The organism is Nonlabens xiamenensis (assembly GCF_003865345.1).
GTDB classification, from domain to species: domain Bacteria; phylum Bacteroidota; class Bacteroidia; order Flavobacteriales; family Flavobacteriaceae; genus Nonlabens; species Nonlabens xiamenensis.
On the sequence record NZ_RMVE01000001.1, the window covers coordinates 865,517 to 881,246 of the forward strand.

Here is a 15,730-nt window from a genome sequence, read left to right on the forward strand (position 1 = left end):
AATACCCAGCGAGTCTGTCAATACTTTTTTAAGATTGTCTTAACGTATTAACACTATTTATCAGAGCCGAGGATATATGTTTCCAAAGTGAACTATTTTAAACCGTTCAATCTACCTGAATCTTGAAAGAGTGCTTCAGGCCTTTAAAAGCATCCAGGTCCGCAGTTAAGGACCCTACGGCAAGTTTTGCCTGTATTCTCAAAGGAATTTTATTGTCATCCTTAGAAATCCAAACGGTAAGACTTTCTTCTTCCCTGAAAACTCTTCCAGATTGTACATAGGGCCTGAATTGCAAGGCTTTTACCTTGCCAAATTTGGTTTTGATCGTCTCTTCCCCTAAGTATTTTAACTTAAAATCAAAGTTCTCCTTATCAAAAAACATAGGCAATTTGAATTCGTCGCCTTTTTCAAGTGACTCGATGTCCACGATATTGCGTAAGTGATAAAAAGCGCTGACCATGTCTTGGGTATTCGGTTGAATACTTTCTGTGGTTTTTTTCTTGTGCTTCTTGTCGTGAACCAGGGCAGTTCCCGCTTCATGATCAAAATCGATTTGAATGTCCTTGGTATGGCCGCCTTCATCAATCTTTCTGATGAACCTGTAAGGCTTTACCGTTTCCCGATCAATGTAAGTCTCATATTTGTCATCTACTTCAAAAAACAGATGAAGTAAGCCCGTAGATTTACCCGTTCCTTTGATGTGGTAGACAGGTTTCCCTTTTAATCTGGATTTGTTCACCTTCAGTTCTGCATAACTCGCATTAAACATGCCGTAATGGATGCGAAATTTAAACCACTCTCCCTCTTCAAATGCCTGTTGCTCATTATCAGTAATCGTACCTGGAGTAAAGGCTGTGGTCGTTGCAAAAACTGCTAGCAATAATAGTAATGTCTTTTTCATATCTTAAAACCGTAATACGTGAAATAGGTTTCACGCTATACCAATTACAAAGTCCATTCCATAATTATTTAACAAGTCAATGAAACCCTAAAGCGTGCCTCTTAAAGCTTGTTCTCTTTCTATGGCTTCAAATAAGGCTTTAAAGTTACCAACACCAAAGGATTGTGCACCCTTGCGCTGGATTACCTCAATAAACATAGTAGGTCGATCCACGATGGTCTTTGTAAATAATTGTAGAAGGTATCCTTCCTCGTCTCGGTCAATTAAGATACCATGCTTTTTGAGCACCTCTACGTCCTCGTCAATGTCGCCCACACGCTCCAGCAGGTCGTCGTAATATTCATCTGGTACGTATAGGAATTCGACTCCTCGTGACCGCATTGCACTCACCGTAGCTACTATATCATCCGTCGCTACTGCAATATGTTGTACACCTGGGCCATTATAGAAGTCTAAATACTCTTCGATTTGAGATTTCTTTTTTCCTTCAGCCGGCTCGTTGATGGGAAATTTGACCCTGCCGTTACCGTTACTCATCACTTTGCTCATCAAGGCAGTGTACTCGGTAGAAATATCATCATCGGCAAAGGAGATAATTTGGGCGAAGCCCATTACCTCACCATAAAACTTACACCATGTATTCATTTCATCCCAACCTACGTTCCCCACCATGTGGTCAATAAACTTAAGACCTACTGGCTCAGGGTTGTAGTGAGACTCCCATTTTTTGAACCCGGGTAGAAAAGTACCTTGATAATTCTTGCGTTCAACGAAAATATGAACGGTCTCCCCATAAGTATAGATACCAGATCGCACTACTTCACCGTGTTCATCGGTTTCCACTGTGGGTGTCATGAAAGGTTTTGCACCTCGTTTTCTTGTTTCCTCAAAGGCCTTTCGGGCATCTTCTACCCAAAGAGCAACTACCTTAACCCCATCACCATGCTCTTCAATATGCCGATTGATTTCACCGCCTTTTTGAAGGGGAGAGGTGAGAACAAGACGAATTTTTCCCTGCCTTAACACATAAGATACCCGGTCTTTTTTACCAGTTTCCAGTCCGGCATAAGCTTCGGATTGGAAACCAAAGGCAGTTTTGTAAAAATGGGCGCTTTGTTTTGCATTACCGACATAAAGCTCTACATAATCCGTTCCCAAAAGCGGAAGAAAGTCTTCTGCCTCGGTAAACATTTTTTTTAAGGAGTACTCTGTATTTTTAAGGTCTTTGAGGTTTTTTATTTCTGCTGGCATGATGTTATTTTTAATTAAGGCAATGGATTTTTTACATGTGATAGCTGGACTAGTTACCACATGGCTCTCAAGTGAGGTGAAATGTCCATTCGCTGAATATACATCATTCTATATACTATCTATTGGAACTTCTTCTATTTCAATGATCGGCTCTTTCATCATCTCCAAAGAGTCTTGGTCATCTTCCATATATTCCCAGTCATCATCAGTGGTTTCATAGAGGTCTTCTGTGGCCCCATCGTCATAATCGTCGTAAGCTCGATCTTGGAAATCCTTAAGATCAAACTTCCCATCCAAGGCTTGAGAAAAAACAGCGCCAAAGAAAATTAGCATGATCAACCAAAATAACACTGTCACTCCGGATAGAGCAGCACCTATAATTCCGATAATCTTACCCGCATTTACACTTTTATATGTATTGCGGCTGTAGCGTTCAGGGTCTGAACGATAAATTCTTATGGCCTTATTAGCCATTACCCAGGCGATGATGCTTCCCACCAAGGTCAAAATTGATAGCAGGCCATAACAAATGCAACCAATCAGGTATAGCACTAATGATATGATGGCTATAGTGAGCGCGGCCGGGTCGTTAACCAATTTTTCTCCTTCGTAGTCATAACGATAGGAGCGCTGGCCTGTTGGTGATCCGGGTTGTTGTTGCCCAGAATTAGTGTAATTGGGGTTGTTTTCTTGCACGCAGTATGAATTAGATTGCAATAATACTGATTTTGTTATTCCAACCAGCTCTTGTGGTAACTTTCGTCGGCGATAGACAAAGCTTCTTTTGTAAGCATCAGTGGCTTGAAGGTATCGACCATGACGGCTAGTTCTTCTGTTTCTTTTTTACCCAGACTGCGTTCTACTGCGCCTGGATGTGGTCCATGGGGTATGCCAGCTGGATGTAAACTGATGTGACCTGGGGCAATATCATTGCGACTCATGAAGTCCCCATCTACATAATACAAGACTTCATCACTGTCGATATTGCTGTGGTTGTATGGCGCGGGTATTCCATCTGGATGGTAATCGTATAATCGAGGGACAAAACTGCATACCACAAAGGCGTCTGTTTCAAAGGTTTGATGTACTGGTGGCGGTTGATGTATTCTACCGGTGATCGGTTCAAAATCGTGAATGGAAAATGCATAAGGATAATTGTAACCATCATAACCTACCACATCAAAAGGATGGGTGGCATAGATCATCTCGAACATATCATCCTGTTTTTTGATCTTCATCAGGAAATCGCCTTTTTCATCGTGGGTTTCTAAACTTTCAGGTCTCCTTAAATCCCTTTCACAAAAGGGTGCATGTTCCAATAACTGGCCAAACCAATTTCTATAACGTTTTGGGGTGTAAATAGGTCGCCTGCTCTCTACAATAAACAAGCGGTTGTCCTCCGTATCAAAGTCAATTTGGTAAATAATACCTCTCGGAATTAACAGATAATCTCCGTATTTGAACGTAAGATTCCCCAAATGTGTTTTCAGGGTTCCAGTGCCCTTATGTACAAATAGCAATTCATCCGCGTCACTATTTTTATAAAAATAATCGGTAATGGATTGTTGGGGTGCAGCGAGAATGATGGCAACATCGCTATTGACCAAAATAGTTTTGCGGCTATCCAAATAATCTGCTTCAGGTTGAATATCAAAACCTCTCAATTTGTAGGATTTGATGTGGTTTTCCAGCGCAATTTCAGGTTTAAGGCTGTATTGATGGCGTATCTCCTTCACCTGTGTGGGGCGGTGTTCATGATACGAATTGGTAGACATTCCATCAAAACCGATGGTGCCAAACAATTGCTCAGAATACAAGCTACCATCTGGCTTGCGAAATTGGGTATGTCTTTTGGGAGGTATCTTCCCCAATTGGTGATAAAATGGCATGGACTGTCAACTTTGGTCTAAATTTCGGAAATTTCTGGCACCATTCCATGTGAATTCATGTTTTTTTATGGAGGACCATTATCTTAAAAGCAGATGCTCTTTCTATCCTTTAAGGTTTTTGAAATCACAAGAAACATTGACACTTTTCGCTTTAAGCGAAATAGTACACTGCAGAATAAAGCCGGAGTCTAAAAACGATATCCCAATTGCACAAAGAATTGCCCGTCATCCTGTTGCGGACTGAAGCTGTATTTCAATTTAATAGGTCCCAAAAAGGTCTCGATGCCATATCCCAAGGCATATCCGACATACTGCGCCTGGGTAAACCAGTCCCTGCGCTCAAAAAGGTCATCACTCACGTTGGCCAGATTAAAACCAAAACTTAGGTGGTTTTTTTTGAAAATCTCATAGTCGATCTCAGCCCCTGCATTGAGCATCGTATCTCCACCTAGGCTGATAAAGTCATAACCGTAAAAAGGAACTATATTATTAATGCGCCTGGCACCGTATCCTCCTAAGTAGAAATCCAAGGAAGAATTATTATGCTGCCCAATACTGATGCCCAGCATGGCATCCAACGCTAAAGTCCATTTACCCGCACTAATTGCTCTACCCACTTCAATCTGTGCTATCGAGAATTCATTAAAATCATCCCCGAATTCGGTGTTAAAAAGATACAAGTGAAAGTCTGTCTGCACCCACCAGCCGCTGTTAGGAAACTGCGCATTGTCGTATGAATCCAACAGAATTTTACCGTAAATGCTACCTAAGGTTCCATCTGAAAAATACGTGCGGTCGTTTTCTAAATCATTGGTTTCAAGTGTTTCGGTAAATGCGGTAAGCGATTTAATTTCAGCTCCTGCAACAAGATTAAAGGATTTTGCGAGACTCGTTTGAAGATAAAACTGCTGGGTCCAATCCCGGTATTGAATTTCGATAGAATTGACCCCAAGTGGCACACTATTATTGATATCCTCAACCAATGAAGCCCGAATGTCTTGCTCGAATTTTACAAATTCGCTGTGGAGCCCAATAGACCAATATCGTCCTTTATCAATGTAGTAATCAAAGTTGTACCGAATGTTATCGCCCACGATAAAGTCGGCAGATACAATATCATTGTCAAATAGAACATTCTTCCGGCTCAAATTAACCAGTGCGGCGCTGCGTAGCAATTCGTCATAATGCAGTCCAAGTCTAAGATAATTTCGTACATCGCTTTCTTCTACCCTAATCTCCAAAACGGTACCCACTTTCTTTTCTAAAATTTCGTAATTAATTTTTTTGAAATTATTGGTCGCTTGCAGGTTGTTGATACCATTATTGATATCCTCATAGGCCACCATTCCGGGTGTTTTAATTTTGAATCGCCCCTTGATGAATGATCGTGAGTAATTCTCATTACCGGTGATATCCAGATACTTCAAATAGATACTATCCTGGGCAATATTGGTCAATTCTGGTTTTTGGTAATTCCTTTGCCTGTAGGCTTTGAGTTGATTTATTTTTTTTGAAGTTGCGGTGAACCCACGTTGAATGATTTTATTTCCTTGATCAAAAGACACCACGCTGAATTCTGAGATATCTGGAGCGATATAAATATCAGTTTTTGGGATCTTTTGTTCCATATCGTGGATGGTACGAAAATTATTGATCTGAGTAAGAATATCTAATGCTCCATTTAGTTCGTCTAATGTTCTGAGGTCATCTTGAACATCTACGCCAATAATAATATCCATTCCTTTGGCCCGTAACTTCTCAACTGGGTAATTGTCGGTTACTCCACCGTCAATTAACAATCGGCCATCGATCTCTACGGGGGCAAATAGGGAAGGTAAAGCACCGCTAGCATTCACTGCCCTGGGCAAATATCCAGAGTCTAATACCACTTCCTCACCAGTGGTAACATCCGTAGCGATACAGAAAAATGGGATGGGCAAATTTTCAAAATTGTCAATTGACTTAACATTGGACAATAAGCGGGAAAGCAAATTGTAAATATTTTGTCCCTTGCTCAAAGATGAAGGCAGTTGTACTGAAAAATCCTTGAAAGGTAGGGTGACGGCATATCTCTCGTTCTCCCTACGTTCATAAAAGGTTTTCGCTTTTCTAGGGATATCGTCACTGATAATATTATCAAAATTTATGGTCTGGAATATAGAATCCAATTGCTGGCCTGTGTAGCCAGAGGCATATAGAGAACCTACAATTGCGCCCATACTTGTCCCGGCTACATAATCCACCTCTATACCCAGAGAATCAATGACCTTCAGTGCGCCTATATGTGCCAGACCCTTGGCTCCTCCACCCGACAAAACAAGACCAATCTTGGGGTCAGATTTTTTTATTGGACGAATCGTAGCTGTGCTATCCTGTTGAGCGCTGGCAACACTTGCGCAAAACAACAGCGCAATGAAAAAAAGGGGTTGTATGTTATTCTTCTTCTGCATTGATATAAAAATCAATAATTTTCTGTGCCTTGGACGGGCCTATAACTTCCGCAAGTTCTTTTTTTTCAGCCGATTTGATCCGTTTGACGCTCCTAAAGTTTTTAAGCAGTTCAACCGCCGTTTTTTCTCCTATTCCAGGGATCTGGTCAAGCTCGGTTTCGATGGCCTGCTTACTTCTTTTGTTCCTATGATGAGAGATACCAAATCTATGGGCTTCATTTCGCATCTGTTGGATCACTTTTAGACTTTCAGAACGTTTGTCCAGGTATAAAGGTACGGGATCGTTGGGGTAAAAAAGTTCTTCCAGTCTTTTGGCAATGCCGATGATTGGAACCTTGCCTCTTAGCCCAAGTCTTTCTAGGGCAATTACACCGCTGGATAGTTGACCTTTTCCACCATCAACGATCACCAACTGCGGTAGGGGTTCATCTTCCTCCATCAACCTTCGGTAACGTCGGTAAACCACTTCTTCCATGCTGGCAAAATCATCTGGTCCTTCTACCGTTTTGATATTAAAATGCCGGTAGTCCTTCTTGCTGGGTTTACCATCCTTGAATACCACACAGGCAGCGACCGGATTGGTTCCCTGGATATTGGAATTGTCAAAACACTCCATATGCCTGGGTTCTTCATCTAATCGTAAATCAGCTTTCATTTGTGCCATGAGTCGGTTCACATGTCGGTCAGGATCCACGATTTTAATGGTTTTAAACTGCTCTTGTCGGAAGAATTTGGCATTGCGCTCAGAGAGTTCGACCACCCGCTTTTTATCACCTGCTTTAGGGATGGTGACCTTGAGATTTTCTCCTAAATTCACATGAAATGGAACATATATTTCTGTGGACAGGGAATCAAACCTATTGCGTATTTCTACGATGGCCAGCTCTAGCAATTCCTTGTCTGATTCATCCAATTGCTTCTTGAGTTCCATAGTATGGGATCTGGTGATGGCGCCGTGGTTGATTTGTAGATAATTCACATATCCTGCGGCCTCATCGCTAGCGATAGAAAACACATCCACGTTTGAAATGGTGGCATTGACTACGGTAGATTTGGCTTTGTAGCGCGTCAATACATCCAATTTGTCTTTGATGCGTTGAGCGTCTTCAAATTCCATGCGTGAGGCGTGTTCCTGCATTAATTCTGTAAAATATTGCACGGCATCCTTAAAGTCTCCTTTTACAATGCCTCTGATCGCTTCTATATTGCGGTTATAGGAAGTCTCGTCTTGCAATCCCTCACATGGTCCTAGGCAATTTCCGATGTGATATTCCAGACACACCTTGAATTTCCCTTCCTTTATTTTATCCTGCTGCAGATCGTAGTTGCAGGTGCGTATGGGATATAAGGTTTTTACCAGCTCCAATAAAGTTCGGACAGTCCGAACACTGGTATATGGCCCAAAATATTCACTGCCGTCTTTGATCATTTTGCGGGTGAGAAATATTCTGGGAAAACGTTCTTTCTTGATACACAACCAGGGATAGGTTTTGTCATCCCTGAGCATGATGTTATACCTGGGGTTACGGCTCTTGATCAGGCTATTTTCCAACAGGAGGGCATCAGTCTCTGTATCCACCACAATATGCTCGATGCGGTGAATATTCTTTACCATAGTCTTGATACGGAAACTATCGTGACTTTTGTTGAAATAGGAAGCTACTCTCTTTTTCAGCTTTTTAGCCTTTCCTACATATAACAACCGGTCTTTTTTGTCATAATATAGATAAACGCCTGGCGATAAAGGCAGGGTTTTGATCTGTACCTCAAGCGGTGGTGATTCCATAGCAAGGTAAAGATAGGGATTGTTTTGGGTACGCTTTCGCGAAAGCGAAATTTTATACCTCAGATCAATTGATCGATCAATCTCAAGACGATCACCGTGTTTTGGCGCACTAGTAAAGTCAAGCCATCTAATCATGGCTAGTTAAAACAGGCTTATTTTGTAAATTGCGCCCGCATGCAAGCCGAACTGATGAAAAAATACCCCTTGAAATTTGAACCTATCTTCCAATATCGCATCTGGGGAGGAACCAAATTAAAAACAGATTACGATAAAGAATTTCAAGGAGACAATATTGGTGAATCATGGGAAATCAGCGCGGTACCTGGAAATGAAACCAAGGTCAGCAATGGGGATTATAAAGGTAAAACCTTGAACGACCTCATTGCAGATTTTGGAACAGAATTGTTGGGGGAACGTATTGATCAACAATATGAGGGAAAATTTCCCTTACTGATCAAATTTATTGATGCCAAAAAACCATTGTCCATTCAAGTACATCCCAGCGATGACCTGGCCAGGCAGCTTCATGGATCTTTTGGTAAAAATGAGATGTGGTATATCATGCCTTCCTTTGATGATGCAAGTATTATTGTAGGCTTTAACACAGATGTTGATGAAGCTGATTATCAAAAGCTGATACAGGAAAAACGTCTTCCAGAGGTGCTCAATGAGATTCCTGTGAAGGAAGGTGATGTATTTTACATCCCTACAGGAAGGGTGCATGCCATAGGAAGTGGCGTGGTGCTCGCAGAAATCCAACAATCTTCTGATGTTACCTACAGGATTTATGATTATGACCGTAAGGATGCACGTACTGGTCAGAAGCGTGAATTGCATACCGAACTCGCCTTGAAGGCTATAGACTTTAATAGGCCTGACCAATACCATACAGATTATTTAAAGAAGCCTAACCAGCCCAATTCTTTGGTGCAATCTTCATATTTTAAAACCAACTTCTGGTCGCTCAATGGCCGAATCGACAGGTCTTTGGATATACTGGATTCTTTTGTGATTTATATGTGCGTCAAGGGAAGCGCCACCTGTCATTATCAAGATAAAACTTATGCTTTGTCTCTGGGACAATGCTTATTGCTGCCTCATGGGGTAAAAGATATTACCTGGGAGGCCAAGGCAGCAGATTTAATTGAGATTTACTTGTAAGCGTCCCGATTTACTCCTTTTGATCAAGGCTACTTTATTAAATTCCTAACGTAATTCAAGCAAAAACCATCGTATTTTTAAAATAAAAATCATGGCCAGTTTTAAAGAACTCACCAACGGAGATGCCCCTGTTTTAATCGATTTTTACGCCACTTGGTGTGGGCCTTGCCAGACCATGTTACCTGTATTGGATCAGCTGAAAAAAGATCTAGGTGATCAAGTGCGCATACTCAAAATCGATGTTGATAAGAACCAGGCGCTCGCCCAAAAATTTGCCATCAGAGGTGTTCCTGCTTTTATGATCTTCAAAAATGGTAAGCAGGTGTGGAAAGGTGCTGGTGTACAACCGTTGAGCGAACTCAAACAAAGGTTGCTGAGTGCCTGATCGTTAAGTTTTTAAAACCGGTACCCTTTTTGAACCGTTGGACTTTCAACAATTACCGTTCGTCATAATTTGCTTTCTAGCGTGAGTCATAGCCTATAGATTTGAATTGATCTTTAAATTTATATCCATGAAAAATTTCACCCAAAAATGTATTTGGATCGCCTTTATCTTGGCATCCTTTTTTAGTCAAGCCCAAGATTTCGTCGGACCTTGGAACGGCAGCATCGGTGGTTTACCGTTGGTTTTTGAAATCACCAAAACCAGTGAGGGTTACGAGGGCAGCATGCAAAGTCCTAAACAATCTGAGGCCTATTTTCCACTGGACAAGGTAGAAGTAAAGCAGGATAGTATTTTTTTGGAGCTCAATTCCTTTAAAATCAAATATAAAGGTAGTCTTTCGGGTGATGAGATTAAAGGTTTTTTTAATCAAGGACCAGGTGGCCAGCCGTTAAATCTTCAACGTGGTAACTACACCGTCAAAGAACCAACCAGACCTCAAACACCCAAAGCACCATTTCCTTATCAAATAGAAGAAGTGGTTTTTACCAACAGTGCAGCTAACGGTATCAAGCTGGCAGGAACCTTGACCCTTCCTCAAAACAATAATCAGCCACCGGTAGCTATTTTGATTTCTGGTTCTGGACCACAGAACCGCAATGAGGAAATTTTTGGGCATGAACCTTTCTGGGTTCTGGCCGATCACCTGACCAGACAGGGTATCGCAGTATTGAGGTTTGATGATCGTGGCGTAGGGGAAAGTGAGGGAACTCAAGCCGGTGCTACGAGTGCAGATTTTGCCACAGATGTAGCTGCGGCTATTCAATTTCTAAAAGCTAGAAATGATGTCGACGACAAGGCAATCGGATTAATTGGCCATAGCGAGGGCGGATTAATCGCACCGATTGTCATGGCGGCACAACCAGAAGATGTTGCCTTTTTTATATCGCTGGCAGGACCTGCTATAAAAGGTGATCAGGTATTATTACCACAAATGAGAAAAAGCGCAGCCCTTCAAGGCGCACCAACTGTCGAATTGCAAGCTGAGATGGATTTGATGGAGCAAATATTTAAGCACATGAATTCCTCACCTAAAGCCACGGATGAAGAGCTGCAAAAGGATTTGATAAAAATGATTTCCCAGCGCAGATCTGCTTTACCAGAAAGCCTTCAGCCTAAATACAACGACACCTATATTGAAAAGTTTGTCAAAGAATTTTCATCCCCATGGATGCGCTTTTTTCTTGCCTATGATCCACAGCCGAACCTGGAGAAAATCACTGTTCCCACGCTAGTACTCAATGGCTCACTGGATTACCAGGTGATTGCATCTGATAACCTGCCTGGTTTTGAAGTCGCTTTCGCGAAAGCGAAACTCAAAGACTACAGCATCAAAGAACTCCAAGGTCTCAACCACCTTTTTCAACGTGCAGAAACAGGTGGAAGCAATGAATATGCACTTATTGAGCAAACCATAGATCCCTCGGTCTTACAACTTATGACCGAATGGATCCATAGCAGATTCAATTGATTATTTTAGGATTACCTTGCTTGATATCCTTGCGATGCTAAAATTGATCCTTTGTAGTACAAAATTGTTGTCAATCCACTCATGAAATTATCACAGAAGCATTTATACTGGTTGCTACAGGTACTAGGATGGGGAATACCATTTGGCCTGAATGCGGTCGCAAAAATTTGGATTGATAACCGCTTGAGCCACTACTATATTTTGGTGGAAAATGCGTCTATCATCATTTTGGGGATAGTGACTTCCCATAGCTTGAGATTTTTATGTAAAAATTGGATAGGATGGCCTGGTGAATGGAGTTGGATTAAATTGATAAAAACTGTGCTGAGTTTATTGGTGCTCGGATTCGTACTGACTTTTCTGATAGAATATGTATGTGGCTGGGCGTATGGTTATTTTGAACCTGAACAGTTGAATCGCAATCTTTCCCAATATGTCATTGCCTATATCAATACGGTGATTTACCTGGTATTGTGGTTGGCATTATATGTGGCCATTACCTATTTTCTACGTAGTCAGGAAATGAAGTGGGAACGATTACGGTTAGAAAATATGGCCAAAGAAAGTCAGCTCAACACGCTTAAAGGACAGGTCAATCCACATTTTATGTTCAATAGTTTGAACAACATCAGGGCGCTGATGTTAGAAGATGTAGACAAGGCAAGAGATATGCTGACCCAGCTTTCAGAAATGTTGAGGTTTTCGCTTACGCGAAATAATCAAAACCTGGTTCCTTTGAAAGAGGAATTAGGAATAGTGCGCAATTATATTGCTCTGGCCAAAATACACCTGGAGGATCGCCTGGCGTATGACGAAAATATTGAGGAAGGTCTTCAGACGGTTGATGTTCCACCCATGCTGTTACAAATGCTGGTGGAAAATGCAGTCAAACACGGAGTTTCTGAGCTCACCGCAGGAGGTTCAATAGTATTAAATATAGCAATCGTAGGAGATCAAGTAAGTATTAGATTGACCAACGATGGCCAGCTCAGGCAGGATACTCAGGGGACTCAGGTGGGCGTGAATAACATCAAAGAGCGTTTGCGTCTTATTTACGATGGTAAAGCTTCCTTCCATTTGGAAGAGCAAGAGAAAAAGGTAGTGGCCAGCGTCTTAATTCCTATCTCATGAAAGATGTTAAAGCCATTATAGTTGAAGATTCGCGTTTGGCCCGCAATGAGCTTAAACGACTGATCAAAGCCTATCCAGAAATCGAGTTAATTGGCGAGGCCGAAAACGCTGACCAAGCCCTAGAAATAATGAAGAGTGAGCGACCCGACCTTATGTTTTTGGACATCCACCTTCCTGGTCGAGATGGCTTTGAATTATTGGAATCGGTGGACTGGGTACCTAGCGTAATTTTTACAACCGCCTATGATGAATATGCAGTCAAATCCTTTGAATACAACGCATTGGATTACTTGTTAAAACCTATCAGTGCTTCGAGATTCCAGAAAGCCATTGAAAAGGCTTTAGAGAATATTAATGATTCAGAAAGTATCCAGAAATCGGAGATGCTGGAAGCTCACAGCAAATTATTTATCAAGGATGGGGAGCGATGCTGGATGGTTAAGGTAGGAGAAGTGAGTCTTTTTGAAGTGGAAGGTAATTACACAAAGGTTTACTGGGGTGCGCAATGCCCCATGATTTATAAATCACTGCACCAAATAGAAGAGCGATTAGATGACGCCATGTTTTTTAGGGTCAATCGGCAGCAACTCGTTAATTTAGAGCATATCGATAAAGTGGATCCCTATTTTAAAGGTAGCTTCAAAATCAAACTTAAAAATGGTTCGATCGTCAAGGTTTCCAGAAGGCAGGCCGTTATTCTGAAAGAAAAGTTTGGTATTTGAAATTCAACACTAGTTTCACATCATTAGTTTTCAACCATTAACCGCATTTTCACAATAGGCGTCCCCTAATTTTCTTACATTGAGGGCATGGAAGAAATACCCTCACACCCCAAACAAAAAAATGTTTATGGAAATCCGCTGATTTCCTGTTGTACAGATCCGATGACTGGATATTGGCGTGATGGTTTTTGCAGGACTGCCTTAGAAGATCATGGTACGCATGTAGTTTGTGCGGTGATGAACAAAGAATTTTTGGAATTTACCAAATCCAAGGGTAACGACCTATCTACACCAAATCTGAGGTATAATTTCCCAGGATTACAGGAGGGCGATCAATGGTGTCTTTGCGTGATGCGATGGGTAGAGGCAGAAAAAGCAGGCAAAGCACCAAAAATTTATTTAAAAGCTACTGCAATTCAGGCATTAGAGCACGTAAGCCTGGATACTTTGAAAAAATATGCTATCGATGAGTAGAGGTTTTGTCAAAGAAGGGGACCAAGAAGAACCTGTCATCATCCCGCAACGTGCAGTACTACCAGATCAGGTGATCAATTATGTGACTCCGCAAGGATATCAAGCACTTAAAGAAGAGCTCGATCAATTGGAACATGATTTCAGTCATATCGTTGAAACCAATGAAACAGAACGTAGACGGGTCCAAACTTTAATTTCAGGCAAAATTCAACTTTTAAAAGAGCGTTTGGCCAGTGCCAGACCAATTGACTTGCAGGAACAGCCCCAAGGGGAAGTGAGATTTGGGGCGAGGGTTAGTTTATATAATGCTGCGATAAAGAGCAAACAGGTATTCACCATTACTGGAGTCGATGAAGCTAATGTCAATGAGGGAAAAATCGCTTTTACCACACCCATCGCCAAAGCCTTGATGGGCGCCAAGGTTGGCGAAACCGTCGAATTTAAATTAGGGAATGAAGTAAGACTGTTAAGGGTCGATGAAATTGATTACACTTACGTGAAAGACTAATCCACTGGTCATTCCCTATAAATCCTTATAAAACACCTCATTTCTTTTATTTAGAATGATTTTTAATTGATCCGTTCGAACCTTATCTTTGTCGTCTCTAACAATTGTAATGAAGATAGAAAAGAAAGACGTGCTCAAGGCCTTAGAAAGCCTTTCTGTACCAGGAGAGGGTCAAAACATGGTGGAAAGCGGCGCCGTTAAAAACGTATTGGTTTTTGGTGAAGAAGTGGTAGTAGATATCACTATTAATAATCCCAGTCTTCAAGCTAAAAAAAAGGTGGAAGTGTCCATCTTAAAGACAATCCACGATCAAGTTCACCCCAAAGCCGAGGTAAAAGTCAACCTTAAAGTTGAGGTGCAACAAACCGCTGATAAGAAACCTGAAATCAAAGGAAAACCTATTCCAGGTATAGATAATATCGTAGCGGTCGCCTCTGGTAAAGGAGGTGTAGGAAAATCTACTGTTACCGCCAATATTGCGGTATCGCTAGCAAAAATGGGATTTAAGGTAGGTTTGTTGGATGCTGATATTTATGGTCCTAGTGCGACGATTATGTTTGATATCATCAACGAGCGACCTCTATCTGTTACTGTTGATGGTAAATCAAAAATGAAACCAGTAGAAAGTTATGGAGTTAAGGTGCTTTCCATTGGATTTTTTACCCAACCCGATCAGGCGGTAGTATGGCGAGGCCCAATGGCTGCCAAAGCGTTGAACCAAATGATTTTTGATGCCGCGTGGGGAAATCTAGATTTCCTGCTCGTGGATTTACCACCAGGAACTGGAGATATCCACTTGAGTATTATGCAATCGCTTCCTTTAACCGGTGCTGTCGTAGTTTCTACCCCACAAAATGTTGCACTGGCTGATGCACGTAAGGGAGTGGCCATGTTTCAACAGGAAAGTATCAATGTACCTGTTCTAGGTATCGTAGAAAATATGGCTTATTTCACTCCACCAGAATTACCGGATCACAAATATCATATTTTCGGTAAGGATGGTGCCAGACATTTGGCCGAGGACTTGAAGGTGCCTTTCCTAGGAGAATTACCGTTACAACAGAGTATTAGAGAAGCTGGGGACGTAGGTCGTCCAGCCGCCATGCAAGAGGGAACGGATATAGAAAAAGCCTTTGAGGAAATTACAAGAAATGTGGTTTCTGAAACGGTAAGGAGAAATGATGCCTTGCCGCCTACCAAAGCCATACAGATTACGACCATGGCGGGTTGCAGTGCCGTAAAAAAATAATATGATGACTGGAGCAAAACTTACCGCAGCAGTAGAAGCAGGTCTGGAAGAAATCCGCCCCTTCTTACAACGGGATAATGGAGATATTGAATTAGTTTCCATTAAAGATGATAAAGATGTGACCGTGAGACTTTTAGGAACTTGTGTGGGATGTCACGTCAATCAAATGACCCTCAAGTCAGGAGTCGAGCTGACGATTAAAAAACATGCTCCGCAAATTCAGACTGTCACCGATATTTCAGGTCAAGAACTGGCAGAGGACTATCGTGACCAATTGGACGACTGATTTTCTAGA

At 41.6% G+C, this 15,730-nt stretch carries 15 protein-coding genes; 9 read left to right on the plus strand and 6 right to left on the minus strand.

Annotated features, from left to right (window positions below):
• Positions 1-106: 106 nt before the first annotated feature.
• From EGM47_RS03775 to uvrC, 6 genes are all read right to left on the minus strand, one after another.
• Complete coding sequence (locus tag EGM47_RS03775; RefSeq protein WP_124979411.1) at positions 107-901, minus strand: DUF3108 domain-containing protein; 795 nt, start codon at positions 899-901, stop codon at positions 107-109.
• Between the two features lie 87 nt (positions 902-988).
• The gene (hppD, locus tag EGM47_RS03780; protein WP_124979412.1) at positions 989-2,152 is read right to left on the minus strand and encodes a 4-hydroxyphenylpyruvate dioxygenase; all 1,164 of its coding nucleotides are present in this window, start codon (positions 2,150-2,152) and stop codon (positions 989-991) included.
• 108 nt (positions 2,153-2,260) lie between these two features.
• Positions 2,261-2,848: a CCC motif membrane protein gene (locus EGM47_RS03785; protein WP_124979413.1), complete on the minus strand. Its 588-nt coding sequence runs from the start codon at positions 2,846-2,848 to the stop codon at positions 2,261-2,263.
• A gap of 35 nt (positions 2,849-2,883) precedes the next feature.
• On the minus strand, positions 2,884-4,041 hold the full coding sequence (locus tag EGM47_RS03790) for a homogentisate 1,2-dioxygenase (protein WP_124979414.1): 1,158 nt from the start codon (positions 4,039-4,041) through the stop codon (positions 2,884-2,886).
• Positions 4,042-4,229: 188 nt separating this feature from the next.
• Positions 4,230-6,491, minus strand: coding sequence for a patatin-like phospholipase family protein (locus EGM47_RS03795; protein ID WP_124979415.1), 2,262 nt, complete (start codon positions 6,489-6,491; stop codon positions 4,230-4,232).
• Positions 6,475-8,277, minus strand: a complete 1,803-nt coding sequence (uvrC, locus tag EGM47_RS03800) for an excinuclease ABC subunit UvrC (RefSeq protein ID WP_124979686.1) — start codon at positions 8,275-8,277, stop codon at positions 6,475-6,477. Before uvrC ends, EGM47_RS03795 begins: the two co-directional genes overlap by 17 nt.
• Before the next feature lie 189 nt (positions 8,278-8,466).
• Here uvrC and EGM47_RS03805 point away from each other — a divergent pair, with 189 nt between their 5' ends.
• From EGM47_RS03805 to EGM47_RS03845, 9 genes are all read left to right on the plus strand, one after another.
• Positions 8,467-9,438 (plus strand): type I phosphomannose isomerase catalytic subunit, encoded by a 972-nt coding sequence (locus EGM47_RS03805; protein ID WP_124979416.1) that lies wholly within the window; start codon positions 8,467-8,469, stop codon positions 9,436-9,438.
• Between the two features lie 91 nt (positions 9,439-9,529).
• Positions 9,530-9,823, plus strand: coding sequence for a thioredoxin (gene trxA / locus EGM47_RS03810; protein WP_124979417.1), 294 nt, complete (start codon positions 9,530-9,532; stop codon positions 9,821-9,823).
• Positions 9,824-9,950: 127 nt separating this feature from the next.
• Positions 9,951-11,351, plus strand: coding sequence for an alpha/beta hydrolase family protein (locus tag EGM47_RS03815; protein ID WP_124979418.1), 1,401 nt, complete (start codon positions 9,951-9,953; stop codon positions 11,349-11,351).
• 81 nt (positions 11,352-11,432) lie between these two features.
• Positions 11,433-12,482: a sensor histidine kinase gene (locus EGM47_RS03820; RefSeq protein WP_124979419.1), complete on the plus strand. Its 1,050-nt coding sequence runs from the start codon at positions 11,433-11,435 to the stop codon at positions 12,480-12,482.
• Entirely contained in the window at positions 12,479-13,204 is a 726-nt protein-coding gene (locus EGM47_RS03825) for a LytR/AlgR family response regulator transcription factor (RefSeq protein WP_124979420.1), read from the plus strand. The genes EGM47_RS03820 and EGM47_RS03825 overlap by 4 nt, the downstream gene beginning before the upstream one ends.
• 87 nt (positions 13,205-13,291) lie before the next feature.
• The gene (locus EGM47_RS03830) at positions 13,292-13,678 is read left to right on the plus strand and encodes a DUF2237 family protein (protein WP_124979421.1); all 387 of its coding nucleotides are present in this window, start codon (positions 13,292-13,294) and stop codon (positions 13,676-13,678) included.
• Positions 13,671-14,186 (plus strand): GreA/GreB family elongation factor, encoded by a 516-nt coding sequence (locus EGM47_RS03835; RefSeq protein ID WP_124979422.1) that lies wholly within the window; start codon positions 13,671-13,673, stop codon positions 14,184-14,186. The genes EGM47_RS03830 and EGM47_RS03835 overlap by 8 nt, the downstream gene beginning before the upstream one ends.
• 109 nt (positions 14,187-14,295) lie before the next feature.
• Positions 14,296-15,435: an Mrp/NBP35 family ATP-binding protein gene (locus EGM47_RS03840; protein ID WP_124979423.1), complete on the plus strand. Its 1,140-nt coding sequence runs from the start codon at positions 14,296-14,298 to the stop codon at positions 15,433-15,435.
• 1 nt (position 15,436) lies between these two features.
• Positions 15,437-15,721, plus strand: coding sequence for a NifU family protein (locus EGM47_RS03845; RefSeq protein WP_317126859.1), 285 nt, complete (start codon positions 15,437-15,439; stop codon positions 15,719-15,721).
• Positions 15,722-15,730: the final 9 nt, after the last annotated feature.